This is a genomic window from Kitasatospora sp. NPDC058115, assembly GCF_042884635.1.
Classification (GTDB): domain Bacteria; phylum Actinomycetota; class Actinomycetes; order Streptomycetales; family Streptomycetaceae; genus Kitasatospora.
Window position 1 is genome coordinate 231,886 of sequence record NZ_JBHVTL010000011.1, and the last position, 17,149, is coordinate 249,034.

16 protein-coding genes are annotated in these 17,149 nt (G+C 73.6%); 10 read left to right on the forward strand and 6 right to left on the reverse strand.

The genetic code is table 11. From position 1 onward, the window contains the following. The first annotated feature begins 487 nt into the window (after positions 1–487). Positions 488–1,117: a DoxX family membrane protein gene (locus ACFVVL_RS14660; protein WP_380297941.1), complete on the forward strand. Its 630-nt coding sequence runs from the start codon at positions 488–490 to the stop codon at positions 1,115–1,117. Between the two features lie 483 nt (positions 1,118–1,600). Here ACFVVL_RS14660 and ACFVVL_RS14665 read toward each other — a convergent pair whose 3' ends face one another. Together ACFVVL_RS14665 and ACFVVL_RS14670 are read right to left on the reverse strand one after the other, a co-directional pair. Then, positions 1,601–2,518 carry a hypothetical protein gene (locus tag ACFVVL_RS14665; protein WP_387674916.1) on the reverse strand — a complete coding sequence of 306 codons (918 nt, stop codon included), beginning with the start codon at positions 2,516–2,518 and terminating at the stop codon, positions 1,601–1,603. A gap of 173 nt (positions 2,519–2,691) precedes the next feature. After that, a complete protein-coding gene (locus tag ACFVVL_RS14670) occupies positions 2,692–3,795 on the reverse strand; it encodes an NADH:flavin oxidoreductase/NADH oxidase (protein ID WP_380292141.1) in 1,104 nt (367 codons plus the stop codon). A 291-nt stretch (positions 3,796–4,086) separates the two neighbouring features. Between ACFVVL_RS14670 and ACFVVL_RS14675 the strand changes: the two genes are divergently transcribed. Both ACFVVL_RS14675 and ACFVVL_RS14680 read left to right on the forward strand, forming a co-directional pair. Next, positions 4,087–5,271, forward strand: coding sequence for a serine hydrolase domain-containing protein (locus tag ACFVVL_RS14675; RefSeq protein WP_387674919.1), 1,185 nt, complete (start codon positions 4,087–4,089; stop codon positions 5,269–5,271). A 205-nt stretch (positions 5,272–5,476) separates the two neighbouring features. Beyond that, entirely contained in the window at positions 5,477–5,851 is a 375-nt protein-coding gene (locus tag ACFVVL_RS14680) for a hypothetical protein (RefSeq protein ID WP_380292145.1), read from the forward strand. A gap of 72 nt (positions 5,852–5,923) precedes the next feature. Here ACFVVL_RS14680 and ACFVVL_RS14685 read toward each other — a convergent pair whose 3' ends face one another. Further along, entirely contained in the window at positions 5,924–7,102 is a 1,179-nt protein-coding gene (locus tag ACFVVL_RS14685) for an epoxide hydrolase family protein (RefSeq protein WP_387674955.1), read from the reverse strand. A gap of 53 nt (positions 7,103–7,155) precedes the next feature. Next, the gene (locus tag ACFVVL_RS14690) at positions 7,156–8,187 is read right to left on the reverse strand and encodes a medium chain dehydrogenase/reductase family protein (protein ID WP_387674922.1); all 1,032 of its coding nucleotides are present in this window, start codon (positions 8,185–8,187) and stop codon (positions 7,156–7,158) included. Positions 8,188–8,451: 264 nt separating this feature from the next. Here ACFVVL_RS14690 and ACFVVL_RS14695 point away from each other — a divergent pair, with 264 nt between their 5' ends. Then, positions 8,452–9,183, forward strand: coding sequence for a dienelactone hydrolase family protein (locus ACFVVL_RS14695; RefSeq protein WP_387674925.1), 732 nt, complete (start codon positions 8,452–8,454; stop codon positions 9,181–9,183). Between the two features lie 78 nt (positions 9,184–9,261). On the opposite strand, the gene ACFVVL_RS14700 is transcribed toward ACFVVL_RS14695, so the two are convergent. Beyond that, complete coding sequence (locus ACFVVL_RS14700; protein ID WP_380292151.1) at positions 9,262–9,804, reverse strand: DinB family protein; 543 nt, start codon at positions 9,802–9,804, stop codon at positions 9,262–9,264. 262 nt (positions 9,805–10,066) lie between these two features. Between ACFVVL_RS14700 and ACFVVL_RS14705 the strand changes: the two genes are divergently transcribed. Continuing rightward, positions 10,067–11,281 (forward strand): FAD-dependent monooxygenase, encoded by a 1,215-nt coding sequence (locus tag ACFVVL_RS14705; protein WP_387674928.1) that lies wholly within the window; start codon positions 10,067–10,069, stop codon positions 11,279–11,281. A gap of 180 nt (positions 11,282–11,461) precedes the next feature. Here ACFVVL_RS14705 and ACFVVL_RS14710 read toward each other — a convergent pair whose 3' ends face one another. Next, entirely contained in the window at positions 11,462–12,940 is a 1,479-nt protein-coding gene (locus ACFVVL_RS14710; protein ID WP_387674931.1) for a purine-cytosine permease family protein, read from the reverse strand. A gap of 348 nt (positions 12,941–13,288) precedes the next feature. Between ACFVVL_RS14710 and ACFVVL_RS14715 the strand changes: the two genes are divergently transcribed. The 5 genes from ACFVVL_RS14715 to ACFVVL_RS14735 all read left to right on the forward strand — a co-directional run bounded on the left by ACFVVL_RS14715 (position 13,289) and on the right by ACFVVL_RS14735 (position 16,961). Then, entirely contained in the window at positions 13,289–13,543 is a 255-nt protein-coding gene (locus ACFVVL_RS14715) for a hypothetical protein (RefSeq protein ID WP_387674934.1), read from the forward strand. A 257-nt stretch (positions 13,544–13,800) separates the two neighbouring features. Further along, the gene (locus ACFVVL_RS14720) at positions 13,801–14,796 is read left to right on the forward strand and encodes a GlxA family transcriptional regulator (protein ID WP_387674937.1); all 996 of its coding nucleotides are present in this window, start codon (positions 13,801–13,803) and stop codon (positions 14,794–14,796) included. Between the two features lie 69 nt (positions 14,797–14,865). Continuing rightward, complete coding sequence (locus ACFVVL_RS14725; protein WP_387674940.1) at positions 14,866–15,657, forward strand: MBL fold metallo-hydrolase; 792 nt, start codon at positions 14,866–14,868, stop codon at positions 15,655–15,657. A 22-nt stretch (positions 15,658–15,679) separates the two neighbouring features. Continuing rightward, complete coding sequence (locus ACFVVL_RS14730) at positions 15,680–16,297, forward strand: hypothetical protein (protein ID WP_387674943.1); 618 nt, start codon at positions 15,680–15,682, stop codon at positions 16,295–16,297. Positions 16,298–16,379: 82 nt separating this feature from the next. Beyond that, positions 16,380–16,961, forward strand: a complete 582-nt coding sequence (locus ACFVVL_RS14735; protein WP_380298293.1) for a methylated-DNA--[protein]-cysteine S-methyltransferase — start codon at positions 16,380–16,382, stop codon at positions 16,959–16,961. Positions 16,962–17,149: the final 188 nt, after the last annotated feature.

The window sequence follows — 17,149 nt, forward strand, 5'->3', positions numbered from 1 at the left end:
CCGCCCCCTCCCCGGCACTGCGCCCAATGTAGCGGTCCGTCCCCGCACCGTCCCGGGTGTCCGGGGTCCGGGGGGCGCACTTCGGCCAGCTCCGGACGGCCCGGGCCCGAACCCCGGCGGGCGACGGCCGCGATCACCTCGGCGGACTCCACCGGCGCTCCCTCGGCGAGGAGTTGGGGGAGCGGGCCGGCGCCTCCCCCGCACCACCGGTACCGCTCGTCCGGCGCGGGCCCTCCGGCGCGGGGTGCAGTCATGACGGTGATGCCAGAAGGTGGAACCCGGCCTTCCTTCCATGGTCATCCAGCCCCGGGAAGCCTATGCGGCGCCGCAACAGGGCGCTAAGCTGCGGGCTTCTGAGCCAGTACCTGACAGGCCGTGCCACGGCCGGTGCCCCGGGCCGCCCCTCACCCGGATCCCATCGGCCGTGACATGCCCCGTCGCCGTTCGGTGCTGGGAACTCTGCTGGATCGCACTGAAGGAGGGGCAGATGGAGTCGTTTCCCGCACGGATGGTGCGGTCGTCCAGACGCCGTGCCGACCGATTCGCCCGCGCCTACCGGCGCGTGGCCCCCGGTGTCCTGCGGATCAGCGTGGGCGTGCTGTACCTCTGGTTCGGGCTGCCGAAGTTCTTCCCCGGAGCCAGCCCCGCCGAGGATCTCGCCACCCGCTGCATGAGCCTGATGACCTTCGACGCGGTGCCGCCCGACGTCGCGCGGTTCCTGCTGGCGCTCATGGAGGTCACCATCGGGCTCGGCCTGGTCACCGGGGTGCTGCTGCGGGTGGTCCTCGCCGTGTTCTTCGTCCACATGACCGGGGTCTTCGCGACGCTCTTCCTGCTGCCGAACGACGTGTGGGCCCACGGTGTCCCGCCCGTTCCCACGATGGAGGGGCAGTACATCCTCAAGAACATCGTGCTGGTGGTGGCCTGTCTGACCGTCGCCACCCGGGAACGGCCCACACCGGGCACCGCGAGCGACCCCGTGACCCTGACTGGGCCCGGTGCCGAGGCCGCCCCCGGCGCCGCGCCGCTCCCGGCGGGCGCGGTGCCCGGCGACCCGCCGGACCAGGTGCCCCGCCCCCGGACGGCCGGCGACCTGCGCGGGCAGTTCGCGGGCTGACGCCCCGGGCGCCGCCGGCAGCCCCCGCCCTCCGGCCGGCCCCCGCCGGTGGACCTGCCACCATGGGACGCCGGGCCCGTGCGCGGGCGGTCGAGAGGGCGTGGAACAGGACATGGGCGAGACCTGGCGACGGCTGCAGCCGCTGCGCGTGGCCCCCGGCTGGACGATCGACATGAACAGCCTCTACGCCGTGGACCCCTCACCGGAGACCGTCGAATGGCTCGCCGGATCCGTCCTGGTGAGCGGTCACCTCGTGTACGACGGCCTCTGCTTCGACGTGCGGTGGGAGCCCGAGGGGGATCCCGACGGCTGCTACGTCGCCGACTTCCTCGTCCTCGCCGGTTACAAGCGACGGGGAACCGTCACCCGCGAGCCCACCTACCTCGGCACCTGGACCACCAGGAGCCGGTCCGCGCTCGTGGCGGCCCTGGAAGAGCTCATGTTCACCGGGAAGCCCCCGGCCGGCCCGGGGTCGGGGCCGCCTCAGACGCCTTCCGGCCCCGGGCCCGCTTCGGCGCGCGAGGGGCCGAGGAACGTGTCGAGGTCGGGAGAGGTCCGGAGGTCCTTCGCGGCGGGGGCCTCCATCGCGGGCGCAGTGCCCAGCGCCGAGTACGTCACGGTGACGGCCGCCGCCTCGCCCTCCTTGTCGCCGGTCAGGCGGACCCGGACGAGCTGCTGCTCGGCGTTGATCCAGAAGTCGAGGACGAACGCCTTGCCGCTCTTCTTCAGACCCACTTCGGCGTGGGGCCGCTGCTCGGCGGTGAGACCGGGGATCCCGGCCAGCAGGGCGTCGACGTCCTCGATGTCGCGGTAGTGGGTGACCTCGGCGCCGTCGACCGTCTCCGTCCCGACCCTGTCCAGCCAACCCGCCCGGGCCAGGGTCAGGAGGTTCGCCGGGTCCATCACCAGGCTCAGCTGCGGGTAGAACGGCTTGTGCCACATGGCGAAGGGCGTCGGTACCCAGACGACCTGCTCGCCCACCGCTGCCGCGACCTGCTCCGTGGGGCCGAGGTACGCCGTGTTGCCGGCCATCCGGAGCCTGAGCCGGACGCCCGGATCGTCGGCGAGGTAGTCGAGCACGGCCGGGCCGTTCGTCCAACGGGCGAATCCCGTGCCCGGCGCGCCCCCGTTGCCCTCCCTGACGGACAGGGCGTACCGGGCGCTGCCGGCCCTGCGCATCACCTCGGCCGCCGCCGCGAGCGCCTCCTCGGGATCGAGCTCGGCCGCCCCGGTGGCCGTCGCCCCGGCTGTCGCCCCGGCCGTCGCGGCGTCCGGCACGGTGCCCGCCGGTGACGGACCGCCTGCGGCGCCGACGCCGCCGGAGCTCCCGCAGGCGGTGAGGCCGCCCGCCAGGACGGCCGCCGTGACGGCCACGACGACGGCGGAACGCGCCCCGCGCATGGAGACCCCCTGTGCCCGAACTTCCCCGACGATGCCGGGCGGACTCCAGTGGATCACCGGGCCGGCCCGACACTCCGTTTCGGCAGCCGGGCGCCCGGGCCCCGCGGGGTCCCCGCAGAAGCGCGGAGCGGGAAGTCGGCCGGGCCGACTTCCCGCTCCGGCCGCTGCGTTCGCTACGCCCGGTGGTACGGCGCCGGGAGGGCGACCTCGCCGCCGAGGGCCGTGGCGGCGTGGCGGGCCCAGGAGGGGTTGCGCAGCAGTTCGCGGCCGAGCAGCACGGCGTCGGCGCGGCCGTCGGTGAGGATCTGCTGGGCCTGGGCCGGGTCGGTGATCAGGCCGACGGCGGCCACCGGCAGGTCGGTCCCGGTGCGGACCGCCTCGGCGAACGGCACCTGGAAGCCGGGGGCGGCCTCGATCCTGGCGTCCGGCGCGATCCCGCCGGTGGAGACGTCGAGCAGGTCGACGCCGTGCGCGAGCAGCTCCTTGGCCAGCCGGACGGTCTCCGCGGAGGTCCAGCCCTCGCGGTCGTCCTCGGGGTTCTCGGTGAGCCAGTCGGTCGCGGAGATGCGGAAGAACACCGGCAGGTCCTCGGGCCACACCGCGCGGATGGCGTCGACGACCTCCAGGGCGAAACGGGTGCGCCCCTCGAAGGAGCCGCCGTACGCGTCGGTGCGGCGGTTGCTGTGCGGGGAGAGGAACTCGTGGATGAGGTAGCCGTGCGCGCCGTGCACCTCGACGACCTGGAACCCGGCGTCGAGCGCGCGCCGGGCGGCGTCGGCGAACTGGCCCACGATCTCGCCGATCTGTTCCACGGTCAGCTCTTGCGGCGTGACCCGGCCGGACTCGAAGGGAACGGCACTGGGGGCGACCGGCGTCCAGCCGTGCTCCTCGTCCGGGGCGAGGGCGCGGCCGCGGTCGACCCAGCTGCGCTCGGTGGAGGCCTTCCGCCCGGCGTGGCCGAGCTGGATCGCGGGCACGGTGCCCTGCGCCTTGAGGAATGCGGTGATCCGGCGGAAGGCCTCGGTCTGGGTGTCGTTCCACAGTCCCAGGTCGTAGGGCGAGATGCGGCCCTCGGGGGTCACGGCGGTGGCCTCGACGATGATCAGCCCGGTGCCGCCGGCGGCGCGCGCCGCGAGGTGGGTGAAGTGCCAGTCGTTGGGGACGCCCGCCGCCTCGCCGTCCGGTGCGGCACTGTACTGGCACATCGGCGGCATCCAGATCCGGTTGGGGATGGTGAGCGACCGCAGGGTGTAGGGGCTGAAGAGGCTGGTGCTCATGTCGGGCTCCTGATCGGATCGGCAGGCGGAGGAGAGGAGACGTGCCCAGGAGTGATTGCAGCCGCAATCTCTGCGGGAACAATAATTGCATGCGCGGCATAAGGCAAGTCCTCCCGTCGGCCCCGGATCTCGTCCGTCGGGCAGACCCTAAGGGTGAACCCCGACAACTCGGCTGCGGCGGAGCCCGGTTGGTCGGGGAGCCGTCAGGGTTCGGGCCCTCCCGGCCGGTGATCCGGGGCGGCCGGGTGCTCCGCCAGGGTGGGATCCGCACGAACGATCCGGCCCCCACCCATGGAGCGTCCCTTGAGCACCCGCCTGCGTACCGCCCTGGCCACCGTCCTCGTGCTGGGCCTCGGCGCCGCCCCGCTGGCGGCGGCCCCGGCCGGCGCCGCCGCACCCGGCGCCCGGGCCGAGGCGGGCCGGACGGCCGGCGGGCCGGACGTGAAGGAGCTGGAGGACGCCCTGCGCGGACTGCCCGGCCCGGACGCGACGGCGGCCCTCGTGCGCGTCGGCGGCACGGGGAGCTGGCACGCGAGTGCCGGGGTGCACGATCTGGAGAGCGGCCGCAAGGCCCTCGAAGGCGCCCGGTTCCGGGCGGGATCGACCACCAAGGTGGTCACCTCGGCGCTGGTGCTGCAACTCGCCGCCGAAGGCAGGGTGGACCTCGACGGCACCGTCCAGCAGTACCTGCCGGGCCTGCTGGGCGACGCCTTCGAACCGATCACCGTACGGCAGCTCCTCACCTTCACCAGCGGCCTCCAGCCGGGCTCCTCGCTCGGCCCGGAGAACGCCGAGGGGTACCGGAACCGCTTCCGGACCCTCACCCCCGAGGACGTCGTCGCGGCCTCCGTCGCCAAGGGCCCCTACCGGGGGCCGGGGGAGGGGCCGGGCCGGAAGCAGCGGTACGGCAACATCGACTACACCGTCCTCGGCCTGCTGATCGAGCGGATCACCGGCGACTCCTACGCGCACCAGGCGCAGGTCCGGATCTTCCGCCCGGCCGGCATGCGGCACACCTCCTTCCCCGACGGTCCCGACCCGCGCATCCACGGCCCGCACAACCGGGGCTACCAGAAGCTGGCGGACGGCCGGGTCGTGGACGCGACCGAGTGGAACATGTCCGACCGCTGGGCCGCGGGCGACATGATCTCCACCACCGCCGACCTGGAGAGGTTTCTCGTCGCACTGTTCCGGGGCGAGCTCGTCCCCCAACCCCTCCTGGAGCAGGAGATGTTCACGGTGCCGGCCGTCGAGGGCGCCGTGATGAGCGCGGGCCTGCAGCGCTTCGACGCGGGCCACGGGCAGATCCTGTGGCTCAAGACCGGTGAGCGGCCCGGGTACAGCACGCTCATCGCGGCGACCAGGGACCTCTCCCGCACCCTCGTCCACTCCGTCAACGCGACCGACGCCAAGGCCCAGGGCATGAACCCCGTCGCCGAGCGCATCGTCCGGGCCGCCTTCGGCCTCGCCGGCTGACCGCCTCAACCTGGTCGCCCCGAGCGGCGAGCCCACCGGCCCCTACAGCCGGCAGATCAGGGTGACCGGCGGGCGCCTGGTGACGGCCGGCCTCGTGCTGCCCGCCGACAGCCGGGGCTGTTGACACCCGGACGACCGGTTCTTCCCGATTTCCCGCGCGCGGGCGGACGTCGTGGGACATGATCGGCCTGTGTCGAGTCACCACGTGAGTCCGAAGACCGCGATCCTGCCCGCCACCTGGACCGACTGGTGGTTCCGGCGCTGTGAGACGCACCTGGGAGCGGTCACCGCCGAACTGTCCTGGTGGGGCCACGAGTTCCCGGACGGTCCGCCGGACGCCGAGGACGCGCTGATCCTGCTGCGCCGCACCGCCGCCGGCCTCCGCTCCTCCGGGCCCGGCCCGCACGGCACGGAGACGGCCGCACTGCTGCTGCGCGCCACCGCCCCCCTGGAGGCCGCCGAGGCCTTCACCCGCAGGCTCGACCCCCGGGTCCTCCCGCTGGTCTCCCACCACTTCGGCACCGCCGCCCGCCACCTGGCAGCCGCCCGCGAGCACCTCGCCCCGGGCACCCGGGCCTGAGCCGGGGGCGCACCTGCGGCCACCTCTCCCCGCGAGCCGGACGGCCACGCGTCCGGCAGCGGCCGGGGCGGATCACCGGCCGGAGGCGGCCTCCCGGTAGGGGCGGAAGAACGTCCGCAGCTCCTGCGCGTAGAGCTCGGGCTCCTCGAACGGCGCGAAGTGCCCGCCGCGCGCCGGCTCGCTCAGGTGCACCAGGTTGGTGGTGCGCTCCAGCCAGGCGCGCGGCGGACGCAGCACGTCCCCGGCGAAGAGCGCGAAGCCGGACGGCACCTCGACCCGGCGGGCGAGCTGCTCCGTCGGGATCGCGGCGTTGGCGTGGTACATCCGCATCGACGAGGCGATCGTCCCGGTCAGCCAGTAGACGGTCAGATTGGTGAGGATCTCGTCCCGGGTGAAGGACCGTTCGAGCACGCCGCCGCAGTCGCTCCACGCCCGCAGCTTCTCGACGAGCCACGCCGCCAGCCCGGCCGGGGAGTCGGTGAGGCCGACGGCGGCGCTCTGCGGCTTGGTGCGCGCGACGGCCCCGTACGCGCCCTCCCGCGCGCCCCAGGCCGCGACGTCCGCGAACCAGGCGCGCTCCTCGGGCGTGAGGTCGTCCGGGCCGGTGCCGGGCACGGGCAGGCCGGCGTCCGTCCGGTGGACGGCCACCACCCGCTCGGGGTGGTCGAGCGCGAGGTAGCGGCTGACGTGGCTGCCGAGGTCCCCGCCCGCCGCGCCGAAGCGCCGGTGGCCGAGGACGTCCATCAGCCGGGCCCACAGCCCGGCCACGGCGACGGAGTCGAGCGGGGCGCCGGCGGGTGCCTCGGAGTAGCCGAAGCCCGGGAGGTCGGGCACCACCACGTCGAAGGCGTCGGCCGGGTCGGCGCCGTGGGCGCCGGTGTCGGTCAGCAGCGGGACGACCTTCGAGTAGCGCCAGAACGAGTCAGGCCAGCCGTGGCTGAGCACCAGCGGCAGCACCGGCCCCGCCGGAGCCACGGCCCGCGCGTGCACGAAGTGGATCCCGAGGCCGCCCACCCGGGCGCGGTAGCGCGGCAGCCGGGCGAGCGCCCGCTCCTGGGCCGGCCAGTCGAAGCCGTCCGCCCAGTGGGCGACCAGCTCCCGCAGGTAGCCGACGTCCGTGCCGAGCGACCACCCGGCGTCCTGGGGCGCGTCCGGCCACCGGGTTGCCCGCAACCGTGCGCGCAGGTCGTCCAGTTCCGCGGGCGTGGCCCGCGGGCTGAAGGGCTCCGGAGAGGAGTCGGCGTCCGTCATGGCGTCCATGCTAGGACCGTGCCGGCAACGGGCCGGGGATTCCCGCGCACCCGTCAGGGAACCAGCACCACCTTGCCGCCGACCGTGCCGGACTCGGCCAGGCGCAGCGCCTCCGCGGCACTGGCGAGCGGGAGTTCGGCGGCGACGCGGGCGGTCACGTCGCCGCGGCGGACGGCGTCGAACACCCGGGTGAGGTCGCTCCGCAGCCGGGCGCGGAAGGCGTCCCTGCCCAGGGCCCGGCCCGCCCAGATGTTGTAGAAGTGGGCGCGGCGCCCGTTGGGCAGGGCGTTCCAGGCCCAGGTGCGGGCCAGGACCTTCAGCACGGGCCACTGCTTGGAGCCGCTGTGGTCGCGGGTGGAGGCACTGCCGTAGGCGACCAGCGTGCCGCCGGGGGCGAGCAGGTGCCAGGAGTCGACCACGCTGCGGCCGCCGACGTGGTCGAACACCGCGTCCACCCCGCCGGGTGCCAGCTCCCGGACCCGGGCCGGCACGTCACCGGCCCGGTAGTCGACGGGGACGACGCCCAGCCCGCGCAGCGCGTCATGGTGCCGGGCGGAGGCCGTGCCGATCACCGACACGCCCGCCGCGCGGGCCAGTTGGACCAGGACGGAGCCGACGCCGCCGCTCGCTCCGTGCACCAGGACGGTCTGCCCGGCGCGCACCCGCGCCAGCCGGTGCAGCATCTGCCAGGCGGTGATGCCGTTGACCACCACGGTCTCCGCCTCGACCGCCGTGAGGCCGTCCGGGACGGGCACCGCGTCCGCCGCGTCGAGCGCCACGTGGCTGGCCCAGCCGCCGACCTTGACCAGCGCGGCGACCCGCCGGCCGGTCAGCGCCGGATCGACGCCCTCGCCGGTGGCCAACACCCGGCCGACCAGGTCGTAGCCGGGGACGAAGGGGAACGGCGGCTGGTCGTAGTACCGCCCCCGGCGCATCTGCTGCTCGGCGAACGAGACGCCGGTCGCCTCCACGCCGATCACGACCCGGCCCGGGCCGGCCCCGGGCACCGGTCCGTAGCGCAGTTCCAGGCCCTCCGGAGCCACCACACCCGGCAGGACGACTTCGAGCAGGCGCTGGTCGGTCATGGCCACGCCCTCCTTCTCGCTGGTCGGTTTCACTCTCTCGCGTTCGTTATAAGTTGTAACTCCTTGCCGCGGTGAGTGTCAACACGTTCCGTGAGACCCTCTGACTCCCGGCAGCGCCGCGCCGCCGCGTGATACCGTCCAGCTCGCCGTGCGCCGCTGCGAACCGAGGAGGTGGGACCGATCAACGCTCTGACAGGTCGGGCACCTCTCCCTCGCATGGCCCGGGAGTGCCCGCAGTAGGCACCCCGAAAGGCCCGTACCGCTATGCGCTTCACCACGGACACCTCGTCCGGCGGCATCCGCGAGCAGCTCTTCGTCCTGGGGGAGATCCCCGGTGCGCTCTGGACCCCCGACGCCCCCGCCCGCCCCCGGCCCCTGGTCCTGCTCGGCCACGGCGGCGGCGAGCACAAGAAGGCCCCCGCCGTCCTGGACCGCGCCCGCCGGCTCGTCGCCGAGTGCGGCTTCGCGGTGGTCGCCCCGGACGTGCCCGGCCACGGCGACCGGCCGGTGCAGGAGGAGTACGACCGGATCGCCACCGCCAACCGGGAGCGCATCGAGGCCGGGGCCGAACCGGCGCCGCTCCTCGCGGAGTTCCACGCCCTGGTGGCACGGCGGACCGTCCCCGAATGGCGGGCCGTGCTCGACGCGGTCCAGTGGCTCGACCACGTCGGCGCCGGACCGGTGGGCTACTGGGGCGTCTCGCTGGGCTGCGGACTCGGCGTCCCGTTCGTCGCCGCCGAACCCCGGGTGCGCGCGGCGGTCCTGGGCCTCGGCGGCGCCCTGGCCTCGGCCGAGGAGGCGGCGCGGATCACCGTCCCGGTGGAGTTCCTGCTCCAGTGGGACGACGAGCGGGTGCCGCGCGCGACGGGCCTGGCCCTGTTCGAGGCCTTCGGCTCGGCCGAGAAGACCCTGCACGCCAACCCGGGCCGGCACGGCGACCTCCCGGCCTTCGAAGCGGACTCCGCGCTGCGGTTCCTCGCCCGGCACCTCGGCTGACCACCGCCCCGGCCGAAAGCCCACCGCCCCCGGCGCGCATCCCAGGACGCGTGCCGGGGGCGGTGCGCCCCGAGCCGCTCAGCCCATCGACTTGGCGCCGTCCAGCGACTCCCGCAGGATGTCGGCGTGGCCGGCGTGCTGCGCGGTCTCGCCGATGATCTGCAGCAGCACCTTGCGGGCCGACCAGCGGGCGCCGGGCTCGAACCACGGCGCCACGGGCAGCGGCTGGGAGACGTCGAGGTCCGGCAGGGCGGCGACCACCGCGTCGGTGCGGTCCGCCACCTCCTCGTAGGCCGCCAGCACCCCGGCCAGGGTCTCGCCCGGCAGCATGCGGAACACGTCGGCCCGCCGGGCCAGGTCCTCCTGCGTCGGGTTGGCGAAGTCGGGCATCGCGGACGGGCCCTCCAGGATGAAGCCGGCCCAGGCCCGCTCGACGGACGCGACGTGCTTGATCAGGCCGCCCAGGCACAGTTCGCTCACGGTGGGGCGCAGCGCGGCCTGCTCGTCGCTCAGGTCACGCGTGGTGAGGCGCAGGAAGTGGCGCTGCATGGCGAGCTGCGCCAGCAGGTCGGCCCGCTCACCGGTGACGGCGGGGGCGATGGTGGTCGCAGTGTCGCTCATGGCTGTTCCTCCGTTGGCGTTCCCGTGCCGGCGGCCCCTGCCGTCCGACGTGTTCCACGATAAGCGTTATATAGGTCTGATCCTGTCCTCGACTCCGGACGGGCCGGTGAGGTGACGCCCTGTCAGCACGCTGTCGGCGGGGCGACAGCGGTGACGGCGGAATGCCGGCGCGGCGACAGCGGTGACGGCGGAATGCCGGCGCGGCGACGGCGAAGGGCGGGAGGCTGGTGCGTGGCAGCACACGATCCAAGGGAGGCACGCCATGTCCACCAGCACCCGGCCGCACCACTCGCGCCCGACCTCGGTCCTGGTCTCCGGCGCCGGGATCGCCGGCACCGCCCTCGCCCACTGGCTGGACCGCTACGGCTTCCGCGTCACCGTCGTCGAACGCGCCCCGTCGCTGCGCGGCGGCGGCCAGCCGGTGGACATCCGCGGCAACGCGCTCGAAGTCGTCGACCGCATGGGCCTGTTGACGAGGGTCCGCGCGCGCCGCACCGGCCTGCGCGGGATGTCCGTGGTCGACGAGAACGGCCGCGAGCTGAGCCGCAACACCGAGTGGACGGCCAGCGGCGGTCCGGTCGACGGCCCCGACGTGGAGATCCTGCGCGACGAACTCGCCCACCTGATCGGAGAGGTGGCCGGCCGGGGCGTCGAGTACCGCTTCGACGACTCGATCGACACCCTGGTCCAGCACGAGGAGGGCGTCCAGGTCCGCTTCCGCAGCGGCTCCGAGCGCTCCTACGACCTGCTGGTCGGCGCCGACGGCATGCACTCGAACACCCGGCGCCTGGTCTTCGGCCCCGAGCGCGACTACCTGCACCCCATCGGCGCCTACATCGCCGCCTGGAGCGTGCCCAACCACCTCGGCCTCGACCACTGGCAGGTGATCCACCGGCCCGCCGGCCGGGCCGACCGGATGTGCATGGCGATGACCGTGCGCGACAACGCCGAACTGCGCTTCTTCCTCGGCTTCGGCTCCGACGAGCCGGTCGAGCGCATGCTCCCGCGCGACCCCGCCGACCAGCGCCGCCTGGTCGCCGCCCGGGCCGCCGGGATCGGCTGGGAGGTGCCGCGCTTCCTGGCGGCGCTGGGGGAGACGGACGTCTTCCACTACGACGTGATCGCCCAGATCCGGATGGACCGCTGGTCGCACGGCCGGGTCGCGCTGCTCGGCGACGCCGGGTACTGCTGCTCCCCGCTCACCGGGCAGGGCACCAGCGTGGCCCTGACCGCCGCCTACGTCCTGGCCGGCGAACTGCGCGCGGCCGACGGCGACCACCGCACGGCCTACCCCGCGTACGAGCGGCGCCTGCGCGACCACGTCGCCGCCAACCAGGCCATCCTCGACCTGACCGGAGCCCGTCTGACCGCGGGCGCCCCGGAGGAGCCGGGGCCCTTCGGCGGCTTCGACGAGCCCGGCCCGGAGATGGAGGCGGCCTTCCGCGCCGCCACGCTCTTCGACCTGCCCGACTACTGACGGCCGCCCGGGGGAGGGGCCCGCCGCTCCCGGCGGGGGGTCGCACGCGCCCCGGCCGGCGCGGTCCGTCGGACCGCACGCCGCCGACCTGCGGGGACATCACGCGAAGAGCCCGCCGGCGGACCGCCGGCGGGCTCTCGACGGACGCCCGGCCCGGGTGGCGGACCTGGCGTCGTGCGGTCAGACGGTGACCCGCTCCGCGTGCTCCGTCCGCGGGGCGGCCGGCTGCTCGGCAGCGGCGGGGGCGTTCTCCCGCGGCGTGGGGAGGACGGCCATGATCAGGGCGGAGATCACGATGGTCGCCGCCCAGGCGAGTCCGTACGTGCCGACGGGGGTGTCGGACAGGGACCCCGCGAACCAGTCGCAGCTGGTGAAGGCGAGGCCGGTCAGCAGCGCGAGGGCCCAGGCCGTCATCGCCTGCCAGCAGAAGCCGCCCTTGTACCAGTAGCGGCTGGTCCTGCCGGTGTCCATCAGCGCGGCGGCGTCGTAGCGCACCGTGCGCGAGCGGCGGCGGAACATGTCCACCGCGTAGACGCCGATCCAGGCGGAGAAGGAGACGGCGAGCAGGGTCAGGAAGGTGATGAAGGAGCCGAGGAAGCTCTTGGCGACCAGCATCAGCAGCAGGCCCGCGACGAGCGAGATCACGGCGTTGATGCTGACGGCCAGGGCGCGCGGCAGCTTCACGCCCATGGTCTGCGCGGTGAAGCCGGCCGAGTACATGGAGAGGCTGTTGATCAGCAGCATGCCCACGACCGCGGTCAGCAGGTAGGGCACGGCCAGCCAGGTCGGCAGCAGGTCGCCGAGGAAGGAGACCGGGTCGGCGGCCTCGGCCAGGCCGGGGGAGGCGACCGCCATCACGGCGCCCATCAGCACCATCGGCACCATCACCAGACCGGCCCCGGAGACCGTCACACCGGCGATCTTCCGGCCGGAGGCGCTGTGCGGCAGGTAGCGGGCGAAGTCGGGACCGGTGGGGACCCAGCTGATGCCGCCGGCCGCGATGGTCCCGATGCCGGCGATCATCATCGCGGTGGTGCCGGCGGGCCTGGCGAACACCTCGCTCCAGTGGATGGTCGCGAGCAGGTAGCCCAGGACCAGGATGCTGAAGACGCCGAAGAGGTACGTCGACCAGGTGCTGCAGAGGTTCAGCGCCTTGCGGCCCATGCCGGAGACCAGGAAGGTGCAGGCGACGAAGGCGACGAGCGTGACGACGATCAGCGCGGTGTTGCTCCGCACGCCGAAGAGCAGGTCGAGGACGGTCAGTACGGCGTAGGCGCCGGTGACGGCGTTGATCGTCTCCCAGCCGAACCGGGCGACCCAGAGGATCGCACCGGGGAACAGGTTGCCGCGCACGCCGAAGGCCGCCCGGGAGAGCGTGGCGCCCGGTGCCCCGCCCCACTTGCCGGAGACCGACAGCAGCCCGACCAGGCCGAAGGAGACGACCGCGGCGCACGCGGCGACGATCAGGACCTGCCAGAGGTTCAGCCGGTTGAACACCACCAGGGCCGCACCCATGGTGAGCAGCAGGACGCTGATGTTCGCCGCGACCCAGGTCGGGAAGAGCTCGCGGACGGTGCCCCGGCGCTCGTGGTCCGGGACGGGCTCGATGCCGCGCGTCTCTATCGCGCCGCCGGTGTCGACGGTGGACGGGTTGTCCATGAGGGTGGCTCCGTGCGTGGGGAAGCGGGAGATGAAAATGGGCAAATCGGATATTTATGGAACTCTTCGCGCGTAGCGCGTGAGCTGTTCATCCTACTTTGCCTGGATCCGCTCCGGATTCGGTCCGCCTCCGGCACGGCCCGCACCCGTTCCGTCCGTGGTCCCCCGCGCACCATCGGTCACCGCCGTGCCGTCGCCGCGCCGCGTCGCAGGTGTTGTCGGACTCCGGTCACGATCACCTGTCGCACACCTGTCGGACCGTCACATGAGTTGCTACAGTCCCTGTTCGCAGTGAAATTGCACGTGCCGGAGTCCCACGCGATCCACCAGAGAATGTGGAGTACAGCCATGGGTTCGCTTCCTCGCCGCGTCGCCGCCGTCACCCTCACGACGGCGGCCCTGCTCGGCCTCGCGGGTGTCACGACCAGTGCGTCGGCCGCCACGATCAGGTACTTCAAGGCCTACGGCGTCAACCCGACCTACGCCGCCCCCCGGGCCTGGGCCGCCGCGCACGCCGCGGGTTACACCGACGACCAGTGCAGCCAGGAGAACGAGCTGATCTCGCCCGGATACTGGCAGGTCATCGTCACCTGTGTGAGCTGAGCGCCGCTCCGCCGGCGGTCCGGTCCGGGCCGCCGGGACCGGCTCCCCGGGCCCGCAGGCCTCCCGTCCCGCCGCCCCCCCCTGCCACGCGTCGGGGCGCCGGGACGGGAGGCCTTCGTCCGCCGGGACTCCACCGCAGGTTCCTGGCGAGCACGCGGTGTGACGCCACGCACACCACCGGGCCGCCGGGACCCTTGGCCGGATGTGACAGAACCCCGGCGTTGCGGACGCGCTCCGGGCGGCGCAAGGATCGAGGTATGCCCGAACCGCGTACCGTCGTCATCGCCGCGTTTCCCGGAGTCGAACTGCTGGAGGTGACCGGCCCCGCAGAGGTGTTCTCCGTCGCCTCCCGGCTGGTCGGAGGCGACGCGCCCGCCTACCGGGTCGAGATCGCCGCCGCGCGGAGCGGCCCGCTGCCCACGGCCGCGGGGATCAGCCTGGTCGCCGGGCGGTCGCTGGCCGAGGTGGGCGCGGGCGTCGACACCCTCCTGGTGGCCGGCGCCATGGACGGCGACGACGGCCACTACCGTGCCGTCGTCGACCGGGACGTCGTCGCGTTCCTGCCCGAGGCGGCCGCGTCCGCCCGCCGGGTCGGCGGTGTGTGCGCCGGCGTCCACCTGCTCGCCGAGGCCGGACTCCTCAGCGGCCTGCCCGCCACCACCCACTGGCTGACCGCCGGTCAGCTGGCCGCGCAGTACCCGGACGTCGACGTCGACCCGGAACCGATCTTCATCCGGGCCGGGCGGATCTGGACCTGCGCGGGCGTGACCGCCGCACTGGACCTCGCCCTCGCCATGGTGGCCGAGGACCACGGGCCGGCGGTCGCCCTCGACGCCGCCCGCGCCATGGTCATGTACGTCAAACGCCCCGGTGGGCAGACCCAGTTCAGCGTGCCGCTCTCCCTCCAGAGCAGCACCGACGACCGCATCGACGAACTCCGCCGCTGGATCGACGACAACCTCGCCGAACGGATCCCGGTCGAAGCGATGGCCGCCCGGATGCACCTGAGCGTGCGCCACTTCACCCGGGTCTTCCGCGACTGCACCGGCCGCACCCCGGCCGGCTACCTGGAGGCGGTCCGGGTGGAGGCGGCCCGCCGTCTCCTCGAAGAGTCCGCGCGCAGCCTGCCCGACATCGCGGCCGCCAGCGGGCTCGGCTCGGTGGAGACCCTGCACCGGGCCTTCCGCCGCCGCCTCGGCGCCACCCCGGCCGAGTACCGCCGCCGCTTCCGGCCGCACGCCACCGCGCGCTGAGCCACGCCACCCGCCGAGCACCCCCTCCCGCCGAGCACCCCACCCGCACACTCCCCAGGAGCAACTCCCTTGTCCCGTACCAAGGTCATCCCGATCCCTGTCCTGGGCCGGCACGCCGTCAACGCCTACCTCCTGCTCGGCCGCCACCCGGTCCTCGTCGACGCCGGGACCCCCGGCAGCGGCCGGCGCATCGTCGACCAGGTCGCCGCCCACGGCGTCGACCCGCAGGACGTCCGGCTCCTCGTCGTCACCCACGGTCACATCGACCACTTCGGGTCCGCCGCCGAGCTGCGCCGCCTCACCGGCGCCCCGATCGCCGCGCACGCCGCCGACCTGGGCCCCTACCGCACCGGCCGGGTCCGCGAGCCGTACCTGCCCACCGGACCGATGGGACGGCTCATGGCCCGCAACCCGAAGCTCCACGAACCCACCGAACCCTTCGAGCCCGACATCCTCGTCCACGGCGAGAGCCGCCTCGCGGACTTCGGTATCGACGGCCGCATCATCCCCACCCCGGGCCACACCGCCGGTTCCGTCGCCGTCCTCACCGACGACGGCGACCTGGTGGCGGGCGACCTCATCGCCAACTCCTTCATGGGGTTCATCCAGGGCCGCCCCGCCAACCCGCCCTTCCACGACGACCCGCTCGCCAACCTCGCCAGCCTCCGCGCGATGCTCGACCTCAGGCCCACCCGCCTCCACGTCGGCCACGGCACCCCGCTGGACCCGGCCCGCGCCGGCCGCTGGGCGGCCGCGGAACAACGCCGCCTCCGGCGCCGGGCCGCCCGGGGCCGCCTGAGGACCAGACCGCAGGACCCGGACGAGACTTCCGCTCCGGTGCAGGCGGGTGAAACCGGTTGACGCGGTCTGAATAATCCCTGGCATGGGTACAGACATCAGCGGGTTCCTCGAATTCCGGGCGGCCCAGGACCACCAGGAGCCGACCTGGTCCACTGCCCAGGACCTCGATTCCCTCTACGACGGCCGCGACTACGACGCTTTCGGCTGTCTCTTCGGAGTCCGCAACTACGCGAACTTCCGCCCCTTGGCCGCCTCCCGGGGCCTGCCCGCCGACGTCTCGGCCACCGTGCGCGCCCGCCTCGGGCAACTGGCCGAATGGCAGGGCGAGGACGCCGTGCACAGCACCACCTGGATCACGTGGGCCGAGGTGAAGGCGGTCGACTGGAACGAACCTGCCGTGAAGCCCGACAGCCGGCTCCACCAGTACCACCGGACCCCGGACGGGCTCAGGATGACGGGCAAGTCCGCCTGGAGCCCCGCCTTCGCCGAGGCCGTCGGCCTTGAGAGGGGCGAGACCCGGGAGTGGCCCGAAGGAAGCGAGTGGCTCGTCGGGGACACGCTCTACAGGTCCGCCACCATCCGCCGCGGGGACGCCGTCACCGAAACCGGCGAGTGGCAACCCGTCTGGAAGGCCATGCGGGCCCTCGCAGCACAGCACGGCGACGACAACGTGCGTCTCGTCGTGTGGTTCGACGACTGATCCCAACCAGGTGACCCCGCAAGGACGGTGTCGGTTTTCCGCCAGCTGGGGCGTGGTTGGGGTGGTCATGCTGGTGGTGCGTATGGGTTTGTTTCCGCGTTTCGGATCGAGGTGGTTCGTGGTGGTACGTGGGGTGCCGCTGTCACGTGTTCATACGGTGGTGGAGAGTCCGTATGGGGTGTTGACGTTGGTCGGGGAGAGCGGCCGGTTGGTGGGTCTGTACATGGAGGGTCAGCGGCACCGGCCGGCGGAGTCCTCGTTCGGGTGCCGGTTGGAGGGGGCGGAGGCGGAGCCGTTCGGGGAGACCGTGCGGCAGTTGGGGGAGTACTTCGCGGGCCGGTGCGATGCGTTCGACCTGCCGCTGGAGTTCCATGGGACGGAGTTCCAGAAGCGGGTGTGGACGGCCTTGTGCGACATCCCGTGCGGGCAGACGTGGACGTACGGGGAGCTGGCCCGGTACATCGGGTGTCCGACGTCCGCGCGGGCGGTCGGGCTGGCCAACGGAAAGAACCCCATCGGCGTGATCGTGCCCTGCCATCGGGTGGTCGGTTCGGACGGAAGCCTGACGGGCTACGGGGGCGGCCTCCACCGTAAGCGCCGGCTGCTGGACCACGAACGCGCACTCGCCGGAACGAGCGGAGCCGAACAGACCGCATTCTTCTGATCCCGCAGCCCGATCCGCCGAGGCATTGTGTGGTCGGAAAAGGAGGCCCGACGGTCCTGTGTGGGTGGGCAGGACCGTCGGGTGTGGTTATGCGGGGTGTGGGGTGTGGTGGTGGGTGTTAGTCGGTGATGGTGATGTTGTAGGTGTGGAGCCAGTTGTTGAGGGCGAGGGGGACTTCGAGGTCGATG

What these genes read in the sequence shown, in the direction of transcription:
- ACFVVL_RS14735 (WP_380298293.1), top strand. Translation starts at nt 16,380, where the DNA reads ATGGGTTTGTTTCCGCGTTTCGGATCGAGGTGGTTCGTGGTGGTACGT.
- ACFVVL_RS14705 (WP_387674928.1), top strand. Translation starts at nt 10,067, where the DNA reads ATGTCCACCAGCACCCGGCCGCACCACTCGCGCCCGACCTCGGTCCTG.
- ACFVVL_RS14695 (WP_387674925.1), top strand. Translation starts at nt 8,452, where the DNA reads ATGCGCTTCACCACGGACACCTCGTCCGGCGGCATCCGCGAGCAGCTC.
- ACFVVL_RS14685 (WP_387674955.1), bottom strand. Translation starts at nt 7,102, where the DNA reads ATGACGGACGCCGACTCCTCTCCGGAGCCCTTCAGCCCGCGGGCCACG.
- ACFVVL_RS14690 (WP_387674922.1), bottom strand. Translation starts at nt 8,187, where the DNA reads ATGACCGACCAGCGCCTGCTCGAAGTCGTCCTGCCGGGTGTGGTGGCT.
- ACFVVL_RS14710 (WP_387674931.1), bottom strand. Translation starts at nt 12,940, where the DNA reads ATGGACAACCCGTCCACCGTCGACACCGGCGGCGCGATAGAGACGCGC.
- ACFVVL_RS14665 (WP_387674916.1), bottom strand. Translation starts at nt 2,518, where the DNA reads ATGCGCGGGGCGCGTTCCGCCGTCGTCGTGGCCGTCACGGCGGCCGTC.
- ACFVVL_RS14730 (WP_387674943.1), top strand. Translation starts at nt 15,680, where the DNA reads ATGGGTACAGACATCAGCGGGTTCCTCGAATTCCGGGCGGCCCAGGAC.
- ACFVVL_RS14715 (WP_387674934.1), top strand. Translation starts at nt 13,289, where the DNA reads ATGGGTTCGCTTCCTCGCCGCGTCGCCGCCGTCACCCTCACGACGGCG.
- ACFVVL_RS14660 (WP_380297941.1), top strand. Translation starts at nt 488, where the DNA reads ATGGAGTCGTTTCCCGCACGGATGGTGCGGTCGTCCAGACGCCGTGCC.
- ACFVVL_RS14675 (WP_387674919.1), top strand. Translation starts at nt 4,087, where the DNA reads ATGGAGCGTCCCTTGAGCACCCGCCTGCGTACCGCCCTGGCCACCGTC.
- ACFVVL_RS14720 (WP_387674937.1), top strand. Translation starts at nt 13,801, where the DNA reads ATGCCCGAACCGCGTACCGTCGTCATCGCCGCGTTTCCCGGAGTCGAA.
- ACFVVL_RS14670 (WP_380292141.1), bottom strand. Translation starts at nt 3,795, where the DNA reads ATGAGCACCAGCCTCTTCAGCCCCTACACCCTGCGGTCGCTCACCATC.
- ACFVVL_RS14700 (WP_380292151.1), bottom strand. Translation starts at nt 9,804, where the DNA reads ATGAGCGACACTGCGACCACCATCGCCCCCGCCGTCACCGGTGAGCGG.